Origin of the sequence: Gordonia malaquae NBRC 108250 (assembly GCF_000344135.1) — a bacterium.
In the GTDB taxonomy this organism is placed as follows: domain Bacteria; phylum Actinomycetota; class Actinomycetes; order Mycobacteriales; family Mycobacteriaceae; genus Gordonia; species Gordonia malaquae.
Genome location: NZ_BAOP01000001.1, coordinates 25,534 through 47,103, shown reverse-complemented (window position 1 = coordinate 47,103; position 21,570 = coordinate 25,534). Strand labels below are relative to the sequence as shown.

Annotated in this window: 24 protein-coding genes and 1 riboswitch; of the genes, 13 read left to right on the top strand and 11 right to left on the bottom strand. The window is 66.3% G+C overall.

The genetic code is table 11. The features are described 5' to 3' along the window. Positions 1 to 27: 27 nt before the first annotated feature. Positions 28 to 227, top strand: a riboswitch (cobalamin riboswitch). Positions 228 to 262: 35 nt separating this feature from the next. From GM1_RS00270 to GM1_RS00245, 6 genes are read left to right on the top strand one after another with little or no spacing between them, the layout of a single operon-like run. Beyond that, entirely contained in the window at positions 263 to 1,228 is a 966-nt protein-coding gene (locus GM1_RS00270; RefSeq protein ID WP_223291401.1) for an ABC transporter substrate-binding protein, read from the top strand. A 35-nt stretch (positions 1,229 to 1,263) separates the two neighbouring features. Next, positions 1,264 to 2,265 carry a FecCD family ABC transporter permease gene (locus tag GM1_RS00265; protein WP_008375708.1) on the top strand — a complete coding sequence of 334 codons (1,002 nt, stop codon included), beginning with the start codon at positions 1,264 to 1,266 and terminating at the stop codon, positions 2,263 to 2,265. Next, entirely contained in the window at positions 2,262 to 3,053 is a 792-nt protein-coding gene (locus GM1_RS00260; RefSeq protein WP_008375707.1) for an ABC transporter ATP-binding protein, read from the top strand. The genes GM1_RS00265 and GM1_RS00260 overlap by 4 nt, the downstream gene beginning before the upstream one ends. After that, positions 3,050 to 3,766, top strand: coding sequence for a (2Fe-2S) ferredoxin domain-containing protein (locus GM1_RS00255; protein WP_008375706.1), 717 nt, complete (start codon positions 3,050 to 3,052; stop codon positions 3,764 to 3,766). The genes GM1_RS00260 and GM1_RS00255 overlap by 4 nt, the downstream gene beginning before the upstream one ends. 9 nt (positions 3,767 to 3,775) lie before the next feature. Further along, positions 3,776 to 4,621, top strand: coding sequence for a Cof-type HAD-IIB family hydrolase (locus GM1_RS00250; RefSeq protein WP_008375705.1), 846 nt, complete (start codon positions 3,776 to 3,778; stop codon positions 4,619 to 4,621). Next, complete coding sequence (locus GM1_RS00245; protein WP_008375704.1) at positions 4,618 to 5,541, top strand: hypothetical protein; 924 nt, start codon at positions 4,618 to 4,620, stop codon at positions 5,539 to 5,541. The genes GM1_RS00250 and GM1_RS00245 overlap by 4 nt, the downstream gene beginning before the upstream one ends. Positions 5,542 to 5,551: 10 nt before the next feature. On the opposite strand, the gene GM1_RS00240 is transcribed toward GM1_RS00245, so the two are convergent. From GM1_RS00240 to GM1_RS00225, 4 genes are all read right to left on the bottom strand, one after another. Beyond that, positions 5,552 to 6,313 (bottom strand): amino acid ABC transporter ATP-binding protein, encoded by a 762-nt coding sequence (locus GM1_RS00240; protein WP_008375703.1) that lies wholly within the window; start codon positions 6,311 to 6,313, stop codon positions 5,552 to 5,554. A 6-nt stretch (positions 6,314 to 6,319) separates the two neighbouring features. Then, a complete protein-coding gene (locus GM1_RS00235; RefSeq protein WP_008375702.1) occupies positions 6,320 to 8,098 on the bottom strand; it encodes an ABC transporter substrate-binding protein/permease in 1,779 nt (592 codons plus the stop codon). Between the two features lie 76 nt (positions 8,099 to 8,174). After that, complete coding sequence (locus GM1_RS00230) at positions 8,175 to 8,501, bottom strand: nuclear transport factor 2-like protein (RefSeq protein ID WP_008375701.1); 327 nt, start codon at positions 8,499 to 8,501, stop codon at positions 8,175 to 8,177. A gap of 24 nt (positions 8,502 to 8,525) precedes the next feature. Continuing rightward, positions 8,526 to 9,281 (bottom strand): SDR family oxidoreductase, encoded by a 756-nt coding sequence (locus tag GM1_RS00225; protein WP_008375700.1) that lies wholly within the window; start codon positions 9,279 to 9,281, stop codon positions 8,526 to 8,528. Between the two features lie 63 nt (positions 9,282 to 9,344). Here GM1_RS00225 and GM1_RS00220 point away from each other — a divergent pair, with 63 nt between their 5' ends. Continuing rightward, entirely contained in the window at positions 9,345 to 10,037 is a 693-nt protein-coding gene (locus GM1_RS00220) for a TetR/AcrR family transcriptional regulator (RefSeq protein WP_008375699.1), read from the top strand. Between the two features lie 72 nt (positions 10,038 to 10,109). Here GM1_RS00220 and GM1_RS00215 read toward each other — a convergent pair whose 3' ends face one another. After that, on the bottom strand, positions 10,110 to 10,445 hold the full coding sequence (locus GM1_RS00215) for a histone-like nucleoid-structuring protein Lsr2 (RefSeq protein WP_008375698.1): 336 nt from the start codon (positions 10,443 to 10,445) through the stop codon (positions 10,110 to 10,112). Between the two features lie 55 nt (positions 10,446 to 10,500). Next, complete coding sequence (locus GM1_RS00210; RefSeq protein ID WP_008375696.1) at positions 10,501 to 11,262, bottom strand: hypothetical protein; 762 nt, start codon at positions 11,260 to 11,262, stop codon at positions 10,501 to 10,503. A 1-nt stretch (position 11,263) separates the two neighbouring features. On the opposite strand from GM1_RS00210, the gene trhO reads away from it, so the two are divergent. Both trhO and GM1_RS00200 read left to right on the top strand, forming a co-directional pair. Further along, the gene (gene trhO / locus GM1_RS00205) at positions 11,264 to 12,106 is read left to right on the top strand and encodes an oxygen-dependent tRNA uridine(34) hydroxylase TrhO (RefSeq protein WP_008375695.1); all 843 of its coding nucleotides are present in this window, start codon (positions 11,264 to 11,266) and stop codon (positions 12,104 to 12,106) included. Then, entirely contained in the window at positions 12,103 to 13,131 is a 1,029-nt protein-coding gene (locus GM1_RS00200; protein WP_040519182.1) for a CobW family GTP-binding protein, read from the top strand. The genes trhO and GM1_RS00200 overlap by 4 nt, the downstream gene beginning before the upstream one ends. Before the next feature lie 8 nt (positions 13,132 to 13,139). On the opposite strand, the gene GM1_RS00195 is transcribed toward GM1_RS00200, so the two are convergent. After that, a complete protein-coding gene (locus GM1_RS00195) occupies positions 13,140 to 13,580 on the bottom strand; it encodes a TIGR02611 family protein (protein ID WP_008375691.1) in 441 nt (146 codons plus the stop codon). A gap of 123 nt (positions 13,581 to 13,703) precedes the next feature. On the opposite strand from GM1_RS00195, the gene GM1_RS00190 reads away from it, so the two are divergent. Genes GM1_RS00190 through GM1_RS00180 form a run of 3 tightly spaced genes read left to right on the top strand, consistent with a single transcriptional unit; the run spans position 13,704 to position 16,284 of the window. Next, positions 13,704 to 14,792, top strand: coding sequence for an N-acetylmuramoyl-L-alanine amidase (locus GM1_RS00190; RefSeq protein ID WP_008375688.1), 1,089 nt, complete (start codon positions 13,704 to 13,706; stop codon positions 14,790 to 14,792). Between the two features lie 30 nt (positions 14,793 to 14,822). After that, complete coding sequence (locus GM1_RS00185) at positions 14,823 to 15,746, top strand: SDR family oxidoreductase (protein ID WP_008375686.1); 924 nt, start codon at positions 14,823 to 14,825, stop codon at positions 15,744 to 15,746. 1 nt (position 15,747) lies between these two features. After that, complete coding sequence (locus GM1_RS00180) at positions 15,748 to 16,284, top strand: nucleosidase (RefSeq protein WP_008375684.1); 537 nt, start codon at positions 15,748 to 15,750, stop codon at positions 16,282 to 16,284. A 10-nt stretch (positions 16,285 to 16,294) separates the two neighbouring features. Here the strand turns inward: GM1_RS00180 and GM1_RS21445 are convergent, their stop codons facing one another. The 4 genes from GM1_RS21445 to GM1_RS00160 form a co-directional block, all read right to left on the bottom strand. Then, entirely contained in the window at positions 16,295 to 17,098 is an 804-nt protein-coding gene (locus GM1_RS21445; RefSeq protein ID WP_008375682.1) for a DUF6542 domain-containing protein, read from the bottom strand. Between the two features lie 63 nt (positions 17,099 to 17,161). After that, positions 17,162 to 18,217, bottom strand: coding sequence for a DNA recombination protein RmuC (locus GM1_RS00170; protein WP_040519151.1), 1,056 nt, complete (start codon positions 18,215 to 18,217; stop codon positions 17,162 to 17,164). A 47-nt stretch (positions 18,218 to 18,264) separates the two neighbouring features. Beyond that, a complete protein-coding gene (locus GM1_RS00165; RefSeq protein ID WP_008375679.1) occupies positions 18,265 to 18,786 on the bottom strand; it encodes a methylated-DNA--[protein]-cysteine S-methyltransferase in 522 nt (173 codons plus the stop codon). Then, entirely contained in the window at positions 18,783 to 20,273 is a 1,491-nt protein-coding gene (locus GM1_RS00160) for an AlkA N-terminal domain-containing protein (RefSeq protein ID WP_008375677.1), read from the bottom strand. The genes GM1_RS00165 and GM1_RS00160 overlap by 4 nt, the downstream gene beginning before the upstream one ends. Before the next feature lie 49 nt (positions 20,274 to 20,322). On the opposite strand from GM1_RS00160, the gene GM1_RS00155 reads away from it, so the two are divergent. Beyond that, positions 20,323 to 21,570 carry an AI-2E family transporter gene (locus GM1_RS00155; protein ID WP_008375675.1) on the top strand — a complete coding sequence of 416 codons (1,248 nt, stop codon included), beginning with the start codon at positions 20,323 to 20,325 and terminating at the stop codon, positions 21,568 to 21,570.

The following is a 21,570-nucleotide window of genomic DNA, read 5'->3' as shown; positions in this document are numbered from 1 at the left end:
GTTGCGCAGACCGCTGCAAGCCGTCGAACGGTGTAACTCGGGTACGATCACTCCGACGTCACGGTGTTCGGGAAGTCCGGTGAGAAACCGGCGCGGTACTCGCCACTGTGAGCAGGTCCGGCGGGACCGAGAAGTCAACGTCTTCAGCCACTGGGCAGCGCCCGGGAAGGTCGTTCCGCCGGTAGACCCTGTTGAGCCAGGAGACCGGCCGTGACCGACCCCCCGAATAGGTTTTCCACGAGTAATGGAAGGCGGGCGTACTTTGCGTACCCGTTTCACAGTCGGCGCCTCGATCGCCGCGATGTCGTTGTTGTTGGCCGGCTGCACAAGCACGAACGGCGGTGACGAGACGACGTCGGGCGCGATCACCGTGCAGAACTGCGGCCGGACAGTGTCGTTGAGCGCCCCGGCGAAGGCCGCGATCACGTTGAACCAAGGAGCGACCGAGACCGCCCTGTCGATCGGTGCAGGTGAACAGCTGATAGGCACCGCATATCTCGACGACACGATCGCGCCGCAGTGGGAGCAGGCCTACAACAAGATTCCAGTGCTCGCGAAGGAGTTCCCGGACCGCGAGACCGTGATCACGCGCAAGCCCGATCTGCTCCTCGCGTCGTACGGCACGGCGTTCGACGAGAAGGCTCTCGGCAGCCAGGACGAGCTGGACGCTCTGGGCATCGCCACCTACGTGTCGCCGTTCGCGTGCAACGACAAGACCAAGCGTGCCGAGTCGTCGTGGGATGCGATCGCCGGCGAGACCTCCGACAACGGTGTGCTGTTCGGCCGCACGGATGAGGCAGACGCGGTCAACGAGCGGATGCGTGACGAACTCGCGGCCGTCGAGGCGTCAGCGGCCGGGCGTGGCAAGTCGATCTTCTGGTACGACAGTGGAACCACCACGCCCTACGTCGGCGGTGGGAAGGGCGGCCCGCAGTTGATCATCGACGCGGTCGGCGCCCGAAACGTGTTCGCTGGCATCGACGGCAACTGGGCCGACGGGGATTGGGAGAGCGTCGTTCGGGCGGATCCGGACGTGATCGTGCTGGCCGACGCCTCGTGGGACACGGCACAGGCGAAGCGGACCTACCTGGAGAACGATCCGGTGTTGAAGAATCTGAAGGCGGTCAAGGCCGGGTCGTTCGTCGTGCTGCCGTTCTCGACGAGCACACCGGGACCCCGCCTCATCGACGGGGCGGTGACCGTGTCCGAACAGTTGGCGAAGCGCTGACCGTCACGAGATCGGCTTCGGCCTACGCAGGCTGGATGGTCGGTCTGACAGTTCTGCTCGTGGTGAGCATGGGCGTCGGGGTGTTCGCGGGTTCGGCCGACATCGGACTCGGCGAGGTGTACCGCGCCGTCGCGGGCCAGTTCGGGATCGGGTCGGGTGTTGATGCGAACACCGCCTACATCGTGGTGGACCTGCGTCTGCCCCGCGTGGTCGAGGGCGCGGTGGTGGGGGCCGGGCTGGCATTGTGCGGGGCCGTCCTGCAGTCGTTGACGGGCAACGTCCTCGCCGATCCGTACATTCTCGGACTCGCGTCTGGGGCGTCTGTGGGCGCCACGGCCGTCCTCACGCTCGGAACCACTGTCGCCGGGCTGGCAGGCGGTCCGGCGGTGTCGGTCGCGGCATTCGCCGGAGCGATGCTGGCGTTGCTCACCGTGTTCGCGATCGCGACCACTCGGACCGGCGCGTTGCTGCCGGGCCGGTTGATCCTGGCGGGTGTCGCCGTCGCCCAAGCCGGCGCGGCCCTCAGCGCGATCATGATTCTGCGGGCCGACACTGGAGCCGCGGATCGGGTCATGCGCTGGACACTCGGATCGCTGGCCGGTGCACGCTGGTCGACGATGCCGCTGCTCCTGATCGTGGTCCTGGTCGCCGCCGCGGTGATCGTGCTGGTGTCGAGAACCCTCGACGCGTTCGCATTCGGTGAGCGCAGTGCCACGTCGCTCGGTGTCAACGTCACCGCCACCAGGTGGCTGCTGTACTCGATCGTGTCGGTCTGCACCGCGGTGATGGTGGCGCACAGCGGGATCATCGGATTCGTCGGTTTGGTGGTGCCGCACGCGGCGCGGATGATCGTCGGGCCTCTGCACGTGCGGTTGCTGCCCGTGGTGCTGCTGGTCGGGGCGCTCCTGCTCGTCTGGGCGGACGTACTGGCCAGAACCGTCGTAGCGCACCAGGAGATCCCGGTGGGTCTGGTCACCGCCGTGATCGGCGTGCCTGCATTCGTGTGGCTGCTCCGGCGCAGAGGAGGTGCCGCGTGAACGAGCAGCCTCCGGTGATCCGCGTGATCGATGCGAGTGTCCATGTGAAGTCGAAGGTTCTCCTCGACGGGGTCTCGTGCACTGCACCCTCCGGGGCGGTGACCGGTCTGATCGGGCCGAACGGGTCGGGCAAGACCACACTGCTCTCGCTGGTCGCCCGATGGCGCAGGCCGTCGTCGGGGACGGTCTGCATCGACGGGCAGCCGGTGGAGGAGTTCGGTCGCCGGGAGTACGCACGACGAGTCGCCGTGGTCGAGCAGCATGTGGCGACCGAACTCGACCTCACCGTGGAACAGGTCGTCGGGCTGGGCGCCATCCCGCACCGGACAGGCTGGGCGGTGCCCTCGAGCGTCGCCGACGTCGACGATCACCTCGCCGCGATGCGCATCGGCCACCTGCGTTCTCGCACCTGGCAGACGCTCTCCGGAGGAGAACGGCAACGGACTCAGGTCGCGCGGGCGCTCGCTCAACGTCCCGAGGTGATTGTACTCGACGAACCGACCAACCACCTCGACCCGGCGGCCGCGTACGACCTGCTCGCCCGAGTCCGACAGAGTGGGCGCACCGCGCTCGTCGCCCTTCATGATCTGTCGCTCGCGGCGGAGTTCTGCGACCGACTCGTGATCCTCGACCATGGTGCGCTGGTCGCCGAGGGCCCGCCGCACGAGGTCCTGACGAGTGAACTCCTCGCCGACGTGTACGGCCTCGACGCCGAGGTCGTCGCACACCCGCGCAGCGGGAGACCGCTCATCGTCACCTGCGGCACCGTCGACGGGCCGAAACGGTGACGGCGGACTGGGTCGTCGTCACTGCACCCACCGACCGGGGCGGCGATCCGGCCGACGAGGTGGCCGCCGCGCTGGTGCACGCCCGACGCCGATTCCCCGGAATCACTGTTCGCACCGCGGTCCTCGGAGGGCAGTCCACTGTCGTCGACGCTCTCGACGACGCGGCCGCCGCGGGTGCGGCCACAGTGCTCGTCGTCAGCGGACAGACCGTGATCGACCGCAAGACCGACGCGTGGTTCCGGCGGGTGATCGGGCATTGGCTTCGGACGAGAACCGACCCACCGGACGTGCGCATCGGTCGACCGCTGTCGGAGGGCTCCGGCTACGCAGAGCTTCTAGTCGAGGCGATCGATCACGGCGGGACGCCCGCTCGTGCCACCACGGCGCCCTTGACCTCACCGGCGTGGCAGGAGGTTCCGGCGTTCAACCGGCACGTGCTGCTCTGTCGAGGTCCGAGGTGTTCGGCGCAGGGAAGCGGAGAGACCCAGCACGCGATCGCCGAGGCGCTCGACGCGAGGGGGCTCGGTGACGACGACGTCCTCGTGACGCTGACCGGGTGCATGTTCCCGTGCAACCAGGCCCCTGTCGCGGTCGTGTACCCCGACGACACGTGGTACGCCGGGCTCACGTCCGATCGAGTGGATGAACTCGTCGACGAGCACCTCGTCGGCGGCGCACCGATCACTCGATGGTCCGCGCCGCGGCGTCGATAGGATCGAGACGTGGAAGGAAGCACAGCGGACGGCGGCGGCTCGTCCCATGGAGTCCGGCTCGTCGTGTGCGACATGGACGGCACACTTCTCGACGAGAACGGAGACGTCCCCGACGGATTCTGGCCGCTACTCGATGAGATGACGGCCAGGGGGATCGCCTTCGTCCCGGCCAGCGGCCGGCAGTACCAAAGCCTCGCAAGGCTCTTCGATGCAGTGCCGCACACCCTGTCGTACGTCGCCGAGAACGGCGGCGTGACGATGCACCGCGGTGAACTCCTGCACTCGACGACGATGGAACCCGACTTCGTCGCCAGCGTCGTCCACACCATCCGTGAGGCCAACGCCGGAGGCCGCGGCATCCGCGCGATCCTGTGTCGAGTGGCCGGCGCGATCGTCGAGTCGGACGACCCGGCGTTCGCCGTGCACGCTGCCGAGTACTGCGCGGAGCTCGCTCTCGTCGACGATCTCGCCGCGCACCCCGAAGGCGTCGTGAAGATCGCGATCTACGACTTCGGGAATGCCGCGGCCACCGCGCGCGACGTGCTGGCGCCGCTCGGCGAACACCACAGCCTGGTCGTGTCGGGGGAGCACTGGATCGACATCACGGCGCAGGGCGTCAACAAGGCCGTCGGTGTGCGCAGTCTCCAGCGTGAACTCGGCGTGAGCGCAGACGAGACCGTCGTGTTCGGCGACTACCTGAACGATCTCGAGATGCTCGACGAGGCCGCCGGCTCGTATGCGATGGCCAACGCGCACCCGACGGTCGCCGCCGCCGCCCGCCACCGCGCGCCGTCCAACGTCGAGCACGGCGTCGTCACCGTGCTCACGGGCCTGCTGGGTAGAGTTCAGGCATGACCGACGACCTGGCAGCCCGGCTCCTCGAGGCGCAGGTCGAGTACCTGCGAGGCCAGCTGACCGATCCGCAGGCGTTCACCGAACTGGCGCGCGAGGAGATCACGTCGTTCCTTGCCGACGCGTCGCACCTGACGCTGTCGCAAGCGGTGTCCCGCGAGATGATCAAAGCAGTCGCCCACAAATACGCGATCGCATTCCCCGTCGAAGGCGCCATCCCCGAACTCGTCGGGCAGGTCGCGGCCCGGCTGTACGCGCATTCGCGGAACGACGACCTCCGACTCTCGGACATCATCGATCGCAAACACTTCGACGACCTCGCCACCGGCGTCGCCGACCTCGGCATCACCCGACGCCTCGTCGAGCGGATCCTGGACAGCCCGGCGACAGTCGACGCCGCCGTCGACGTGATGCACCGCGCCGTCGATTCGTCACGACTGCCCGAGAAGCTCGGGCGGTTGGTCGACGGGACGGTCGAGAACGTGACGCGTCGCGGCGCTCGATTCGTGTTGCAAGCGAACAAAGCCGACTCCGACGAACTCGTCGTCGCCACCATCCGCGATCTCTGGGCGGCGAATGCCGATCAGAGCATCGGCGAGATGAGCACTCTCGTCGAACCGGGCGACGTCGAAGACGTCGTCGTCCTGATCTTCGAGTTCTGGCGGACGTTCCGCGACACCGACTACTTCGCGGCGCTCCTGTCCGAAGGCGTCGACGAAGTGTTCGAGGCGTACGGCGACACGCCTCTCGACGAACTCCTCGCCGAACTGGGCGTGGGTTACGACGACCTCGTCGAAGAGGCGCTCCGCTTCGGCCCGCACGTGATCGCGCAGATCGACAGGCACGGCTTCATCGAAGCGGCCCTTCGACGCAGGCTCGCGCCGTTCTACCGGTCGGAGGCGTTCACCGCGGCCGTGCGGTGAACGCCCCAGATCACAGCACCTGCGACAGGAACGTCTGAAGGCGTTCACTCTCGGCGGCGTTGAACAACTTCTCCGGCGTCCCGGTCTCGACGACCTTGCCCTCGTCCATGAACAGCACGTTGTCGGAGACGTCGCGGGCGTAGCCCATCTCATGCGTGACGACCACCATCGTCATGCCCTCCTTCGACAGTTCGGCCATCAACGACAGGACACCCTTCACCAGTTCGGGGTCCAGCGCACTGGTGGCCTCGTCGAAGAACATGATCTGGGGCCGCATCGCGAGTGCACGGGCGATGGCGACACGCTGCTGCTGACCACCGGAGAGTGTGGAGGGTCGGACGTCGGCCTTGTGCTTGAGACCGACGGCGTCCAACTGTTCGAGGGCGAGCGCGTACGCCTCGTCCTTACTGAGTCCGCGCAGCTTCTGCGGTGCCAGGGCGACGTTCTGCGCCACCGTCTTGTGGGGGAACAGGTTGAACTGCTGGAACACCATGCCGATGCGGCGACGCAGTTCATCGGGGTTGTCGCCGAGGACAGAGCGGCCGTCGATGAGGATGTCGCCCTGCTGCGGTTCGTGGAGTCGGTTCAGGACGCGCAGGAGAGTCGACTTGCCCGACCCGGACGGGCCGATCACGGTGGTCGTCGTCCCGGCGTCGACCTGGATGTCGACGCCCTGCAGCACCTTGTTGTCGCCGAATGCGAGGTGAAGGTCCTTGCCGGTCAGGGACACCGCAGCGTCGGTGGCCGCGAGCGGAGTGGTTGATGTGCTCACGAGGAATCAGGCCTTTCCGACGCGCAGGCGCTTGTCGATGTAGTTGACCAGGTGCGTCAACGGAACAGTCAGGATCAGGTACAGCAGGCCTGCGGCGAGCAGCGGTGTCAGGTTGCCGCTGCCTGCGTTGAAGTCCTTGCCGACCGCGAACAGGTCACGCTGCAGCACGGTGAGTCCGAGGAAGTAGATCAGTGACGAGTCCTTGATCAGCACGATGAACTGGTTCATCAGGGCTGGAAGCACACGTCGGACGCCCTGCGGGATGATCACGAGGTTCATCGACGAACTGTAGGAGAAGCCGAGCGCGCGGGACGCCTCCATTTGCCCTGCCTCGACGCTCTGGATGCCGGACCGGAAGATCTCACCGATGTAGGCGGCCGCGAGCAGGCCGAGGGCGATCGACCCGAGCCAGAACGGGTTGCCGCCCGTGAGGTTCTGCACCACCGGGCCGAATCCGAGACCCACCATGAGAATCACGACGACGGCGGGCAGGCCGCGGAAGATGTCCGTGTAGACCCGGGCCGGCCAGCGCAGCCAGCGAGTCCGGGAGATGCCCGCGACGGCGAGCAGCATGCCGAGCACGGTGCCGATGATGCCGGATGTCAACGCGATCTTCAGGGTGTTCGGGAGGCCGGTCGTGAACAGGTCGGGAATCGCCTTGCGGAACGCCTCTCCGTTGAAGAACGTCTCGCCCAACTGCGCGAGCGTGCCCTTCGGGGCGACTTCCTGAGCCTGTTCCTTGTTGCCTTCGTTCGCCTTCGCGATGGCTTCGAAATCAGGCAGCTTCGGCGCGGGCGCGGCCTTCGACCCGGGCTTCCAGCCGGCGGGAAGAGTCCGCGGCGCCCAGTCCTGGTAGAGCTTGGCCCACGTGCCGTCGGCGATGATCGCGTCGAGGGCGCTGTTCAGCGCCTCCACCAGCTTCGGGTTGCCCTTGTTGACGGCCCAGGCGGTGAAGTTGTTGATGCTGAAGGTGTTCTCGAGGATGCCGATGCCGTCGGACGGCTGAACAGTGCCCTCGGCCTGCTGGCTCGGCGCGACCCACGCGTCGATCTGGCCCGACTTCAAGTTCGCGTACGCGGTCGCGTAGTCGGGGAACTTCACCGGGTTCAAATTCAGCGTGTTGACGACGTAGTCGTCCTGGACGGTGCCCTGCACCACGCCGATGCGGGTCGACGCGCTGAGGTCGCCGAAACCCTTGATCGGGCCCCCGACCTTGGCTGCGAGCGAGAAGTACCCGAAGTCGTAGCCGTTGGTGAAGGCCACCGTGTTCCGACGCTCGTCGGTCGTGGTGATCGACGACGAGCCGACATCGAACCGTCCTCCCGCGACCTGGGCGAGGAGGCCGGAGAACTCGGTGCCGACGAACTCGACCTGCAGGCCGAGCTTGTCGGCCATCGCACGGAGCATCTCGTTGTCCATGCCCGTGTACTGCTTGTCGTTGTTGACGCAGATGCTCGGCGGTGCGTCACCGAGAGTGCCGACGATGATCTTCCCGTTGTTGATCAGCCCGAGGTCCGACGTGTTGATCTGGTCGAGCGGGGTGACGTTCGCCGTTGTGAACTTGTCGGGCGCCTGAGCGCTCTTGGCGAGGTTCGTCGGTGCCGCGGACGCACTGTTCACACCGGGAGGCGCACACAGGCCGGCGTCGTCACCGTCGCTCGAATCGGACGAGGAACCGCAGGCGGTCAGAGCGCCGATCAGCAGCACCACGATCAGCAGTGGCAACCACAGGCGTCGAGACGGCGACGACGACAGGTGTCGTCGGGCCGAGGAGAGGACAGTCATGGTTCGTCAGAATAGCGGTCCTGTCGTCCGGCCCGACGACTTAAAGTCAGGGTGACGCGAAACCCCGAGTTTCAGATCACCCCTCGCGGATCGTCATGGACGCGATCTTGTCGCCTGCGACATCGAACACGAACGACGACAGGCCGTTGGCGTGAGAACTGCGCCAATCGGCGATGACCGTCACCGTGTTCTCATCGACGGCGGTGCTGGTGACGGTCATGGTGCCGTTCGCGCCGATGAACTCGACGTCGCTCCACGCCTTGATCGACGCGCGGTCGGGGAAGATCCGCCCCCAGTCGTCGACGAAGCCGTCGTCGGTGAAGGCGTCGAGCACGGCCGTCTCATCGTGTCTGTTCACCGCGGTGATGAACTCGGTGACGGTGGCAGGAATCTCGCTCGTCATGGTGTCTCCCTTCATCTGTGGGTGTCAGCGGGTGGTGTAGCCGCCGTTGGCGAAGATCGTCTGGCCGGTGATCCACCAGCCGTCGGTCGCGAGGAACTCCACGATCGGAGCGATGTCCTCGATCTTCGTCAACTCCCCGTTCATCGCCTGGGACTTGTGGAAGGCGACACGTTCGGGTGTCTCCTGACCGTAGAAGAACGGAGTGTCCATCGGGCCGGGGCCGACCGCGGTGACCGAGATCCCGCGACCGCCGAACTCCTTCGCGGCGGCACGCGTGAAGTGCTCCACCGGACTCTTTCCGCCCGCGTATGTCGAATATCCGTCGGTGAAGGCGGCGAGCAGCGACGTGACGATGGTGATGATCTTTCCGTCGTCGTTCAGAGTGCGGCCGGCCTCTTTGATGAAGAAGTAGGCGGCCTTCGAGTTCACGTCGAACATCTCGTCGTACTCGGACTCGGATGTATCGGCGATCGGCTTGCGGAGGACCTTGCCCACGGTGTTCACGGCGACGTCGATCCGACCGAGGGCCGCTTTGGCGTCGTCGAACAGTCGGGTCACCGCACTCGGATCGGTGAGATCGCCGGTCAGCAGCACGCCGGTGCGTCCGGACGCTTCGACGGCGGCCAGCGTCGCTTCGGCCTCGGCCCGCGACGACTCGCTGTTGTAGTGGATCGCCACGTCGGCTCCGGCCGCGGCGGCCTGCCGACTGATCAGACCTCCGAGGTTCTTTCCTCCACCGGATACGAGTACGGCCTGTCCCTCGAGTGTTCGCTTCTGCATGGCAGCCTCCCTATAGCGTTGGTATGTATCAACATATCGTTGATACAGGACTACTGTAGCGGCATGACAGAGAATTCGCGAGGCGATACACGGGAACGGCTGCTGGACGCGGCAGCCGACCTCATCGCGTCGTCACCCGGTGAGGACTTCTCGCTGCGCGAGGTGTGCGATCGGGTGGGGGTGAGGATGCCGACCCTCTATCACTTCTTCGGCAACAAACAGGGTCTCGTGGACGCCGTGGTGGAGCGGGGATTCGACCTGTATCTGGCGGAGAAAGGGGCCGCCGAGCCGAGTGGGGACCCGATCCTCGACCTGCGTGACGGTTGGGATGCACACGTGAGGTTCGGCTTGGCCAACCCCGGCTTCTACACGTTGATGTACGGAAAGGTGCGGCCCGGATACGCGCCCGCGGCTCAGGCGCGGCCGACCGAACTCCTGCGCGGGATCACTGAGCGGGCAGCGGCGCAGGGGTCGCTCGTGGTCTCTGCTGAGCAGGCCGCGGCGCATGTGCTGGCCACCAATATCGGCGTCACGTTGCGGCAGATCATTCAGGGCCGACCCGATCCGGAGTTGTCTGCGGCGGTTCGGGATGCGGTACTCGCGGGCATCACCGGGGCCGGGACCGCGTCGACCGACGACCGGGACGCGGTGCTCCGAGTCGCGCGCCTCGCGTCAACGGATCCGTCGATTCTCGGAAGACCTGAGACCTCGCTCCTTGTGGAATGGCTGCATCGGCTCATCGCCGCGCAGGCCTGACCGTGAGTGGGTGAACAGAAGAACGCCTCGAACCAAGACTGGTTCGAGGCGTTCGTTCGTTACAGCGCAGTGTCAGTTGGCGGCTTCGTAGGCGGCGAGGACATCGGCGGGGATTCGGCCGCGATCGCTCACGGTGAAGCCGTTCGCATTCGCCCATTCGCGGATCACTCGGGTGTTCGCGGCCGGTCGTGCTGCAGCGGCGGTGCGGCGCTGGGGTCCACGGCTCACCGCGCGCGATGCCGCAACGTAGGTTGCGACGTGATCGCGGAATTCTTCGGCGTGGGCAGGCGAGGTGTCGAATTCGTAGTTCTTGCCGTCGATGCTCCAGCGGACGGTTTCGTACTCGTTATCGTCCAGTTCTGCGCCGTCGATGTCGTCGACGATCTTGATGACGGTCTTCTTTGCCATTGGTTTCCTCTCACCGCGAATTCAGGCTGCTATTCAGCGCCTACTCTACACACTTTCAGCGCGTCGGGACGATCGTCGAAGAGGAGGCAGACGGTGATTCGGATGATTGGTCGGTTACCCCGGTGAGTGATTCCGGCGCTCTATCCGCGGCGCGAATCGAGGTGAATCCGTCCGACGTCACCGAGAATCCGGAACCGGAACCGGATTCGACACAATAGAGACCTTCGGCATCCGACAGGCACGCAAAGCGATCGATGGTGATGGCAGATCCCGGAGCGATCGTCGGGGTGCGGTAGAGCACCGGATAGCGATTCGAACATCCTCCCTCGCTTACGCCTTCGCCGGAGAGGACAACCAGGTTTCGGTCCCATTTGCACGCCGCGTCTTCACCTGCAGGCGCCTGGAGGGGGCCTTCGACATCGTCGGAGAAACAGACGAGCGCATCGGCCCCATTGTTCCCGGTAGAACACCTGATGCTGCGATCCGATGAGGAGAAGTGATAACCCGACACGTCTTGACGTTCGCCGTCCTCAGTGGTCGCACCCTCGTGGAAGTCTGAATTGCTCACTCGCGGAGCGCCTTTGATGACCCGCTCGTAACTCCACTCGGACGGCACCGTGTTGTCGTTCGATCGGGACGCCGCTGTCGCCGAGATCGACGCGGGTTTGGTCTCCGTCGACAGCTCGTCGGTGCTCGGGATGACGATCCGGTTCGGTCCGGCGTTCTCGCTGAGCAGGCTGCAGCCGGAGAGTGTGACGCTGAGCGCTCCGAAGAGGGCGACGCTGACGATCGCGCCGCGGGATCCGTACCCTTGCACTGTGGCGACTCCCAAAATCGTGTTGTTCTATGTGTTCGCGCCGCTGCCCGACCCGGAGGCCATCAGCCTGTGGCAGCACTCCGTGTGTTCCTCGCTCGGCCTGCGCGGCAGAATCATCGTGTCATCCCACGGCATCAACGCAACAGTGGGTGGCGACATCCGCGACGTCAAACGCTACGTGAAAGCGACCCGCGGGTACCCCGCGTTCAAGAACGCAGACATCAAATGGTCAGACGGAGTGGGGGACGACTTCCCTCGACTCTCGGTCAAGACGCGACCAGAGATCGTCACGTTCGGCGCCCCGGACGAGATCCGGGTGGATTCCGACGGGGTGATCGGAGGAGGCACGCATCTGTCGCCGGACGAACTCCACCAACTCGTCGCCGAGCGTGGCGACGAGGTGACATTTCTCGACGGTCGAAACACCATCGAAGCTCAGATCGGTCGATTCCGGGACGCGATCGTTCCCGACATCGACACCACTCGGGACTTCATTCCACTCCTCGAGAGCGGCGCACTGGATCACCTGAAGAACAAGCCGGTGGTCACGTACTGCACCGGCGGTGTCCGTTGTGAGGTCCTCAGCGCCCTGATGGTCAACAGGGGATTCTCTCAGGTGTACCAACTCGACGGTGGAATAGTCCGATACGGCGAGCGGTTCGCAGACTCCGGGCTATGGGAAGGGTCGCTCTATGTCTTCGACAAGAGAATGACTATGGATTTCGGTTCGCCCGCTGTGATCGGCAAGTGTGTCGAATGCGGCGAACCGACGTCGAATGTGGTGAATCACCCCGATCGTGACGGCCGGGACCTGGCGGTTCTGTGTGTCAGCTGCGCCACGTGACTGGTCGCAACGAGCGTCACATCCCGGTGGTCGTCCTCGCAGGATTCCTCGGCGCGGGTAAGACGACACTGCTCAATCATGTTCTGCGGAATGCGGGCGGTCGACGAATAGGCGTGCTCGTCAACGATTTCGGCTCGGTCGACATCGATTCTCTGCTCGTGTCGGGTGCGTCGGGTGGAACTGTCAGCCTCCCGGGGGGATGCATGTGCTGCACGACCGACGCCGAGGGTCTCGGGGACGCGATCGCAGCTCTTTCGGCCGCCGAGGTCGGCCTCGACGCGATACTCATCGAGGCCAGCGGAATCGCCGAGCCGCCTGCACTCATCAGACTGGTGCTGGCAGCCCGGTCGGCCACGGCGTCGTACGGCGGGCTCGTCTATGTGATCGACTCCTCGCAGTTCCTCTCGACGATTGCCGGACATCCGATGGTGGGCGGGCATGTCGCCGTCGCGGATCTGGTGGTTCTGAACAAGGCCGACCTGGTCGACGGCGACGAGATGGCACGCGTCCGCGACGTGGTCCGCGAAGTCAACTCGACGGCGTCGCTGATCAGCGTCAGCGATGCGTTGATCGATCCGGGCCTGCTCTTCGACGATGCTCCGGACCGCCCGATGGACGACGGCCCGCGGCAGCTCTCACTCGACGAACTGCTGCACGACGACCACCACGACCACTCGCACTTGCACGCCGAGTTCGAGTCGGTGTCGCTCGACCGAGTCGGTCCCGTCGACCCGCGCCGCCTTGCACGATTCCTCGAACGTCCGCCGGCCGGGGCGTACCGGATCAAGGGCACCGTTCTGGTCGACCTTCCCGGTCACGCCGACCAGGCCTATGTGATCCAAGCAGTCGGGGGCGTCGTCCGGGTGTCGCGGCAACCGTGGGGCGACCTTGGACCCGCGACGTCTCTCGTGGTGATCGGCTCAGGGCTCGACGTCGCATCGGCGGAGGCGGCCCTCGCCGGAGTGCTCGGTCGTGACGCCGACGACGAGCACGGCATTCTGCATCTCACGCGACACCTCGCCTGACTCCGCTGTCAGAAGATCGGCGAGTTCAGCCAGGCGGCCTCCACGCCGACCCAGCCCGCTGCGAGGTCGAGTGCATTGGTCACCCAGAGCGTGGCGAGGACGATGGCGCAGGTCGCGATGCCGAGGGCCACTTGCGCGAGACGGTTGCCGTCGATGAAACGGCGATAGAACTCGGTCAGCCTGGACATGATCCAGTGGCGGAGACGGGCGGCCCATTCGAACTCCTGCGACAGGATCAACAGGCCGAGGAACACGATCGCCCAACCGGGGCCGGGATACGGGATGGCCACCACGCCTGCCGCGGTGACGAGGATTCCCACGGTGATCGTCACATATCGAAGGACGAATCCATACCGATGATTGTGCCGAAGGTGCTGGTACCTGGCGCCGAGACGCGAGAACATGCCGGGCTTCTCGTGCTTCTCGGATGAATCGAGTGGTCTGGTCACGGCACGTTAACGATTTCCGATCGCGAAGAGTTCCCGTTCGACAGCGACCCTCGACTACTGGTTCACTGTTACGCAAGTGATCAGTGTGACTACTGATGTGTCGTATGGAAGGAACCAGCGCCGATGAACGCTGTACGTGTTCGCCGCGGAGCAATCGCGGCAGCCTCGCTCGTCGCCTCGACGACCCTCGTGCTCGGTGTTGTCGCACCGAACTCCGATGCCGCGCCGAAGACTCCGACCGCCAAGGCGCTGACCGGCAAGACAATCTTCCTCGATCCCGGACATCAGGGCTCGGCGGCGGGCCACGACCTCGGCAAGCAGGTTCCCGACGGTCGCGGCGGCACGAAGGAGTGCCAGACCACCGGTGCCACGTCGGTCACGGGTAAGGCCGAGCACACCATCAACTGGGACGTCGCCCAGCTGGTGAAGGCCGCGCTGGAGAGCAAGGGCGCCCGCGTCGTCCTCAGCCGCAACGACGACACCGGCTGGGGCGGCTGCGTGGACGAACGCGCCGAGGCCGCCAGTCGGTCAGGCGCCGACGTCGCGGTCAGCCTGCACGCCGACTCGACCAGCACTGGAGCAGATGCGGGCAAGACCGGCTTCCACATGATCGTGCCGACGCTGCCGATCCCCGACAAGGCCGTCGACTCGGTTCAGTCGGGTGAGGGACGCAAGGCGTCGAACACCATGCGTGACGCCTTCAAGAGCGCCGGATTCAGTCCGGCGAACTACGCCGGCGCCGTCGACGGCATCCAGACCCGCTCGGACATCGCCGCGGTCAACCTCACTCGTGTGCCCGCGGTGTTCGTCGAGATGGGCAACCTGTCCGACCCGGTGGAGGCCGCAGCTCTGGCGTCGCCGCAGGGCGCGGCGCGCTACGCCGTGGCCATCACCAACGGCATCACCTCGTACGTCGGAGGCAAGGGCGCGTCGGCCAACCCGACCGCGCCGGTTCCAGCGCCGGGGACCGACAACTCGAACACCGGAGTGACGCCCTCCGATCAGAAGGCTCCGGCCGACGACTCCGCATCTGGCGTCGACCTCGCGGGCCTCGCCGCCATCGGCCCGCTGATCGACCAGATCACCAAGGCCAAGAGTCCCCAGGAGGCACAGCGCATCCTGATGACGCAGGGTCAGGACGTGACCGCCGACGTCCTCAAAGCGATCCTCTCCGTCGTTTACGCGGTGTTCGGCGGCAAGCTCCCGATCTGACCGCCGCGGGCCGTGAGTAGGCTCAGTGGCATGGGTCTCAACCTGGGTCGACGCCTGACCGCTGTCCGCGAACTGTTCTGGGTCCGCACACCCGTTCCGTCGCTACGCGGACGGACGGTCCTCATCACCGGTGCAGCGAGCGGCATCGGACGGGCGACGGCGGTGGCCGCCGCCCGTGAGGGCGCCCGACTCGTGCTCACCGACCTCCAGGTCGACGCACTCGACGAGGTCGTCGCCGAGGTCGCCGGGCAGGGCGGTGTGGTCGCGTACCACTCGGCGGGCGACGTCTCCGACTACGAATGGGTCGCGTCGTTCGCGCGCGCCGTCGACGCCGAAGTCGGGGTGATGGATGTCGTCATGAACGTCGCGGGCATCTCGGCGTGGGGTACCGTCGAGAACCTGCAGCATCGCCACTGGCGCAAGATCGTCGACGTCAACCTGATGGGCCCGATCCACGTGATCGAGTGCTTCGTCCCCCAGATGGTCCGGCGGGGGAGCGGTGGCCAGCTCGTCAACGTCTCGTCGGCGGCGGGTCTGCTCGCTCTGCCGTGGCACAGCGCCTACAGCGCGAGCAAATTCGGTATCCGCGGAGTCTCCGAAGTACTGCGATACGACCTGCGCAGGCACGGAATCGGTGTCTCGTTGGTCTGCCCGGGCGGCGTCGCCACACCGCTCGTCGGCACGGTGGAGATCGTCGGCCTCGATCGCAGCGACCCGCGAGTCGCCAAGCAGGTCGACGGATTCCACAAGATCGCGGTGACTCCGGAAAAGGCCGCTGCGGCGATCATCCGCGGCGTCACCAAGAACAAGTACATGGTGTACACGTCCTTCGATGTCCGGTTCGGATACTGGTGGGCACGCAAGTTCGCGCTGCCGTACGAGGTTGCGATGCGGATCGCGAACAATCGCTTCGATCATCTCTCGCGCCTGTCGGGTGTCGGGCAGGTCGACTGACGTGTCGCTGCTCGTCGTCGCTGCGACGAAGGCCGAGGCCGCGCATGTTCCGGCGGGCATGGATGTGCTGATCACCGGCATCGGCAAGGTCCGTGCCACGATCGCGTTGACGCGAGCCTTCGAGCGCGGAAGTCACACGTCGGTCGTCAACATCGGGACGGCGGGTGCTCTGCACGATCACCACGCAGGTCTGTACCTGCCATCGGCTGTCGTCGAGCACGACATCAGCTCCGCCGAGCTCACCGCCATCGGCTATCCGATGACGGACCGGTGGGAGATCACTGGCGGGGATGGGACTGTTCTCGCGACCGGTGACACGTTTGTCACCGATGCGGCTCACCGGTCGGTGTTGGCGGCGCGAGCTGATCTGGTCGACATGGAAGGCGCCGCTCTCGCTCACGTCTGCGATGCCTACAACATTCCGCTGACCCTGGTGAAAGTTGTCAGCGACCAGGCGGACGACACCGCGATGGACTGGCCGAAGGTCGTCGACGCGGCTGCTCGCGACCTCGCGCGGTGGCTCTGTTCGAACGTCTGAACTGCTCGGTTCAGTCGTCGAGCCCGGCCGCGAGGTCTTCGATCTGGCCGCGCTCACGCAGCTGCTGACCGGCCGTCCGACGCTGCGACGCAGGGATCTTCTGGGGCGTGGCCCGAGTGCGTTCGGCAGGTGCGGGTTTGGGTGTCGGGCGGCGGCGTTGCGGTTGCGGTGCCGGTTTAGCGGCGGCCTTGGCCGGGACTCTTTCGGAGGGCGCTGCCGAGCGGGGTGCGCGGCCGGGCTTCTGAGGTCGGGAGTCCTCCCTGGCCTTGGTGGTGCTGGTGCGGTCGGTCGTCGGCTTCCGCTTGGCGGGGGCGGGCTTGGCTGCCTTTCCGCCTGCGAGTCGCTTCTTGAGACCCTCCACACCGCCGAACGGCCGCTTGCTCTCGGGGCCTGTGAAGAACAGTCGCACAAGCACGACGAGCAGAGCCGCGACGAACGCGATGACCATCCACGGGAACGCGGTCGCGATCGGGAGGACCACCTTGAGAATGATCGTCTTCTTGTCGGTGCCGCCCTCATGCTGGCTGAACAGGGCCACGATGCCGACGATGAAAGCGATCAGCGGAGGCTGTACCGCGGCGGTGAACAATGCCCGCCGCCGGACGGCGAGCGCAGCAAGCACGACGCCGACGACCAGGAAGACCTTGAAGACTCGGCCAAGCGGAGGGGTCGAGTCCGCGCTGATGACGGCTCCGACCACAGTGAAGCTCGTCGCGACGAGGACGGCACCCCACCAGGGCAGACCGCGGACCGACGGGATGACGGACTGCTGGTCTGCGGGCAGGGCCGAGCCTGCGAGCGATCGGGGAAACACACTTAGACGTTACCGGTTGTGCGTGCTCGCCCACCTCATCCGAGCCCGTGAGTTTCCTGAAAACTATGTGCGCGGTGACACGGATCTCACCGTGGAGTCCACTGGTTTCAGTCGGGTCCGGTCAGACGTCGTCTGTCCGGTGGACACGGCGAGTGCCTCCAATTCCGACAACTTTCGAGCGGTGACGCCCAGCCGGGTGTCCACCGCGCCGATCGCCGAGTTGTAGCTCTCGACGGATCGTCGGAGAGCCGACCCGACCTTGTCGAGATGGCCGAGGACCTGGTCGATTCGCCGGTACAGTTCCCGACCGAGCGTCTGGATCTGCTCGGCGTCCTCGGCCATCGCGTGCTGACGCCAGCCGAGGGCGACGGTCCGCAGCAATGCGATGAGGGTGCCCGGTGTCGCGAGAACGATGTCGCGGGCGAAGGCGTAGTCGAGCAACTCGGGATCGTGCTGCATCGCGGCGTCGAGCACGCCGTCGCCGGGAAGGAACAGTACGACGAACTCGGGGGAACTGGTCTGCGCGGACCAGTAGGCCTTCGCCGACAAGGAGTTGATGTGAGCGCGGACTGCTTGGGCGTGGCGCACCGCCTTGTCGCGAGCAGCTTCGGGAGCGATGCCGGCCGATGTCGAATCGAGGAACGCCTGCAGCGGCACCTTGGCGTCGACGACGATGGTTCGCCCGCCCGCGAGGTGGACGACCATGTCCGGGCGGACCACCCGGTCGGCGGTCTGCCCGTGGACCTGCGTCGAGAAATCGCAGTGCCGCGACATCCCGGACAGCTCGACGACCCGTTCGAGCTGGATCTCGCCCCATCTGCCGCGGATCTGCGGGGCCTGGAGAGCACCCGCGAGGCGCGCCGTCTGCTCGTGCAGGCGGTGCGACGTCAGTTGCATCCCACGAACCTGTTCGCTCAGGCCGGCGAACGCGTGGACCCGGTTGTGTTCGGATCGACGCAGTTCGTCGGACAACTGTCCGAGCGTGTCGCGCAGGGGCGCGACTATGTCGGCCGATGGTGCACCGACGTCTCGATGACCCGCCGCACCGCGTGCCCACCACCCGAGAAGTGCGCCGATGACGAGGCAGACGGGCCCGATGACGGCTGCTGTCGTAGTCATGCGGCCATCATGGACCCCGCCTCTGACAATTTCGTCGCCTTTGCAGGTCAGGCTGCTGCGGCGGCGACCTCGCGGTCGATCAGGGACTGCTTCACGTCCAGCCCGTAGCGGAAGCCGCCGAGTGCTCCGCCGATTCGGACCACCCGGTGGCACGGCACGAACAGTGCTGCGGCGTTTCGAGCACAGCACGATGCCGCGCCGCGGATCGCCGCCGGGTTGCCTGCGAGCTCGGCGAGTTCGGTGTAGGTGACCGGAGGCCCCGCGGGCACCTGGCGGAGGGCGGCCCACGCCGCGGTGAGGAATGGGCCCGACGTCTGGCGGACCCGGATGCGCGACGGGGCGTCGAGGTCTCCCGCGTAGTACGCCTCGACGGCTGCGATCACCTCGCGCCCGTCGCGGTCCTCCAATGCGTCGCCGCGCAACGACGGCGCGACGAGGTTGTGCAGGTATGCGGGGTCGTCGGTCCATCCGGATGCGTACACCACGCCGTCCTCGTCGAAGATCGCAGTGAAACGTCCGTCCGGGGTGTCTACGCCGGCCCAGCCGAGCGTCTGAGAGGTGATTGTCATGAGAGTTCTCCTTGTGGTTCGTCGATCAAGTGAGCGAGTTGCCTGCGCCACAGGTGCATCGACGCGTACGACCGCCAGGGGCGCCATGTCGCGGTGATCTCCGCGGCCGCACCGAGGTCGGCGAGAGCCCGATCGATCACCAGGTCGGATCGGGTGAGGACGTCCGGATCGCCCGTCACTCGCATGATCACCTGGTCGGCGGTCCAGTCGCCGACGCCGTTCAGGCGCAGCAGGTCCGCTCGTAAGTTGGACGCATCGGCCCCCGCATGCAGTTCCATGTGTTGTCCACAGGCGTGCGCGGCCGCGGTGATAGCCGCGATCGAGCGGGCGGGTCCGGTCAGGACCCGCGGGCCGTCGGCGGCGATCGCGTCGGCGGCGGGGAAGAGGTGGGTCAGATGTTCGTCGTCCCACGGGAGCGGTTCGCCGAGTGCCGCCACCAGGGCTCCGATCCGGGTGCGTGCGGCTTTGACGCTCACCTGCTGGCCCATCATCACGCGGATCAGCGTCTCTGGGCCGTCGACGCTTCCGGGAATCCGGATGCCGGGATTCGCGGCGATGAGCGGACCGAGCATCGGGTCGGCGCCGAGCATGCGGTCGACGGCGACCGGGTCGGCGTCGAGATCGCAGAGCCTGCGGATGCGGTTGACCGCGGCTCCGAGATCGCGCATGTCGAGATGATCGAAGCGGACCGCGATGTGGTCGTCGTGAAACGTGAGCTGCACCGCTGCCGGACCGTGCGGAAGTGTCAGGCTGCGGCGGTACGTCGTTCCGTCCCAATGCTCCAGGCCCGGCACTGCGTGCGATGCGAGCCCGTACTGAGTCCAGGCGGCGTCGTACGGCTTGCGGAACGGGAGTTTGAGGGAGATCCCGTCGCCTGCCGTCGACCTCCGTGGCGATCCGTTCTTGACGGAGGCGCGAAGGGCTGTCGGTGTGGCTGCGTACATCTCACGAATCGTGTCGTTGAATTGTCGAACACTTGAGAATCCCGCAGCGAAGGCGACGTCGGTGATCGACATGTCGGTACCGGTCAGGAGGATGCGCGCCGACGTCGCTCGGTGTGTGCGTGCCAGCGCCACCGTGCCCGCGCCGAGCTCGGCGGTCAAGACCCGACTGAGGTGGCGTTCGGTGTAGCCGAGAGCAGCGGCGAGCCCACCGACTCCGTCGCGGTCGACCACACCGTCGGCGATCAGCCGCATCGCCCGGGCTGCGAGGTCTGCGTCGGTGTTCCACAGCGGTGAGCCGGGAGTCGCGTCCGGCAGGCAACGCCGGCATGCGCGAAATCCCCGCACGGCCGCGGCCGCCGCCGTCAGGACGAAGTCGACGTTCTCGGGCTTGGGGGTCCGCGCCGGGCACGACGGCCGGCAGTAGATGCCGGTGGTGTGAACCACGGTCACGAATTGACCGTCGAACCGGGTGTCCCGGGCGGCGAGCGCGCGGTAACACCTGTCGAAGTCGAGCCGCGGCGGTCGGGGTGTTGTGCTGATCACCACTCCACGATGCCGGTGCGACGAGGACCGTGTCTAGCGGAAAACAGACATGACGGTGCGCCGCCCGGCTTTTGTCAGGGGTCTGTGTGACGATGTGGGCGTGACCGAGCAGAACGAGCCAGCTGACCAGGCCGGAACCCCTGCGGCCGACGATCTGAGCGAGGGTCGGCACCCGACACGCGGTCGGGTGTTCCTGGCCGGGCTGAGGTCGACGGCGACGGTCTGCCTGCAGATGCTCCTCGTCCTCGCGTTCCTCTACGCGTTGATGGTGCTGCTCGCGAAGTTCTGGGTGGTCCTGCTGCCGGTGATTCTCGCGATCGTCGTGTCGACAGTGCTGTGGCCTCCCGTTCGCTGGTTGCGCGGCAAAGGCGTGCCGGCGGCAGCGGCGACGGTTCTTGTGGTCCTGCTCGGGCTGGGTGTGGTCGCGGGCGTTATCGGACTCATCGTCCCGTCGATCGTCGATCAGGCCCCGGAGCTCGCGAACTCCGCCGTCGACGGCGTGAAGAAGGTTCAGGACTGGGCGCAGGGCCCGCCGCTGAACGTCGGCGACGAGCAGATCTCGTCGATGGTCGACGAGATCACCGACAAGCTGCAGAAGAGTGCGTCGACGATCGCGTCGGGTGTCTTCAACGGTGTCGGCGTCGCGACCTCTGCCCTTGTCACGCTGTTCACGACGGCCGTGCTCGTGTTCTTCTTCCTCAAGGACGGGCCACGCTTCATCCCGTGGCTCAATCGGACCATGGGCGTCAAGCACGGCGCCTCGCACATCGGCGAGGTGCTGATGCGCATGTGGAACACCCTCGGCGGCTTCATTCGCACGCAGGCGATCGTGAGCTTCGTCGATGCCGCGTTGATCGGCATCGGTCTTCTCGTGCTGAACGTCCCCCTGGCCGGCGTGTTGATCGTCATCACGTTCATCGGCGGTTTCATCCCGATCGTCGGTGCGTTCGTTGCGGGCGCCCTCGCCGTGCTCATCGCGCTCGTCTCGGTCGGTTTGACGAAGGCGTTGATCGTGCTCGCGATCATCCTCGTGGTGCAGCAGCTGGAGGGCAACGTCCTCCAGCCGTGGCTGCAGGCGAAGTCGATGGACCTCCACGCGGTGATCGTGCTGCTCGCGGTGACGCTCGGTGGATCGCTGTACGGCATCACCGGAGCCTTCCTCGCGGTGCCCGCTGCGTCGTGCCTCGCAGTCGCGTTGCGGTACATCTTGGAGCAGGTGGGGAAGGCCGCGGGTGAACAGATAGCCGAGGAAGACGCCGAGGCGGCGGCGAAGGCCGCCGAGCGCCAGATAGACTGA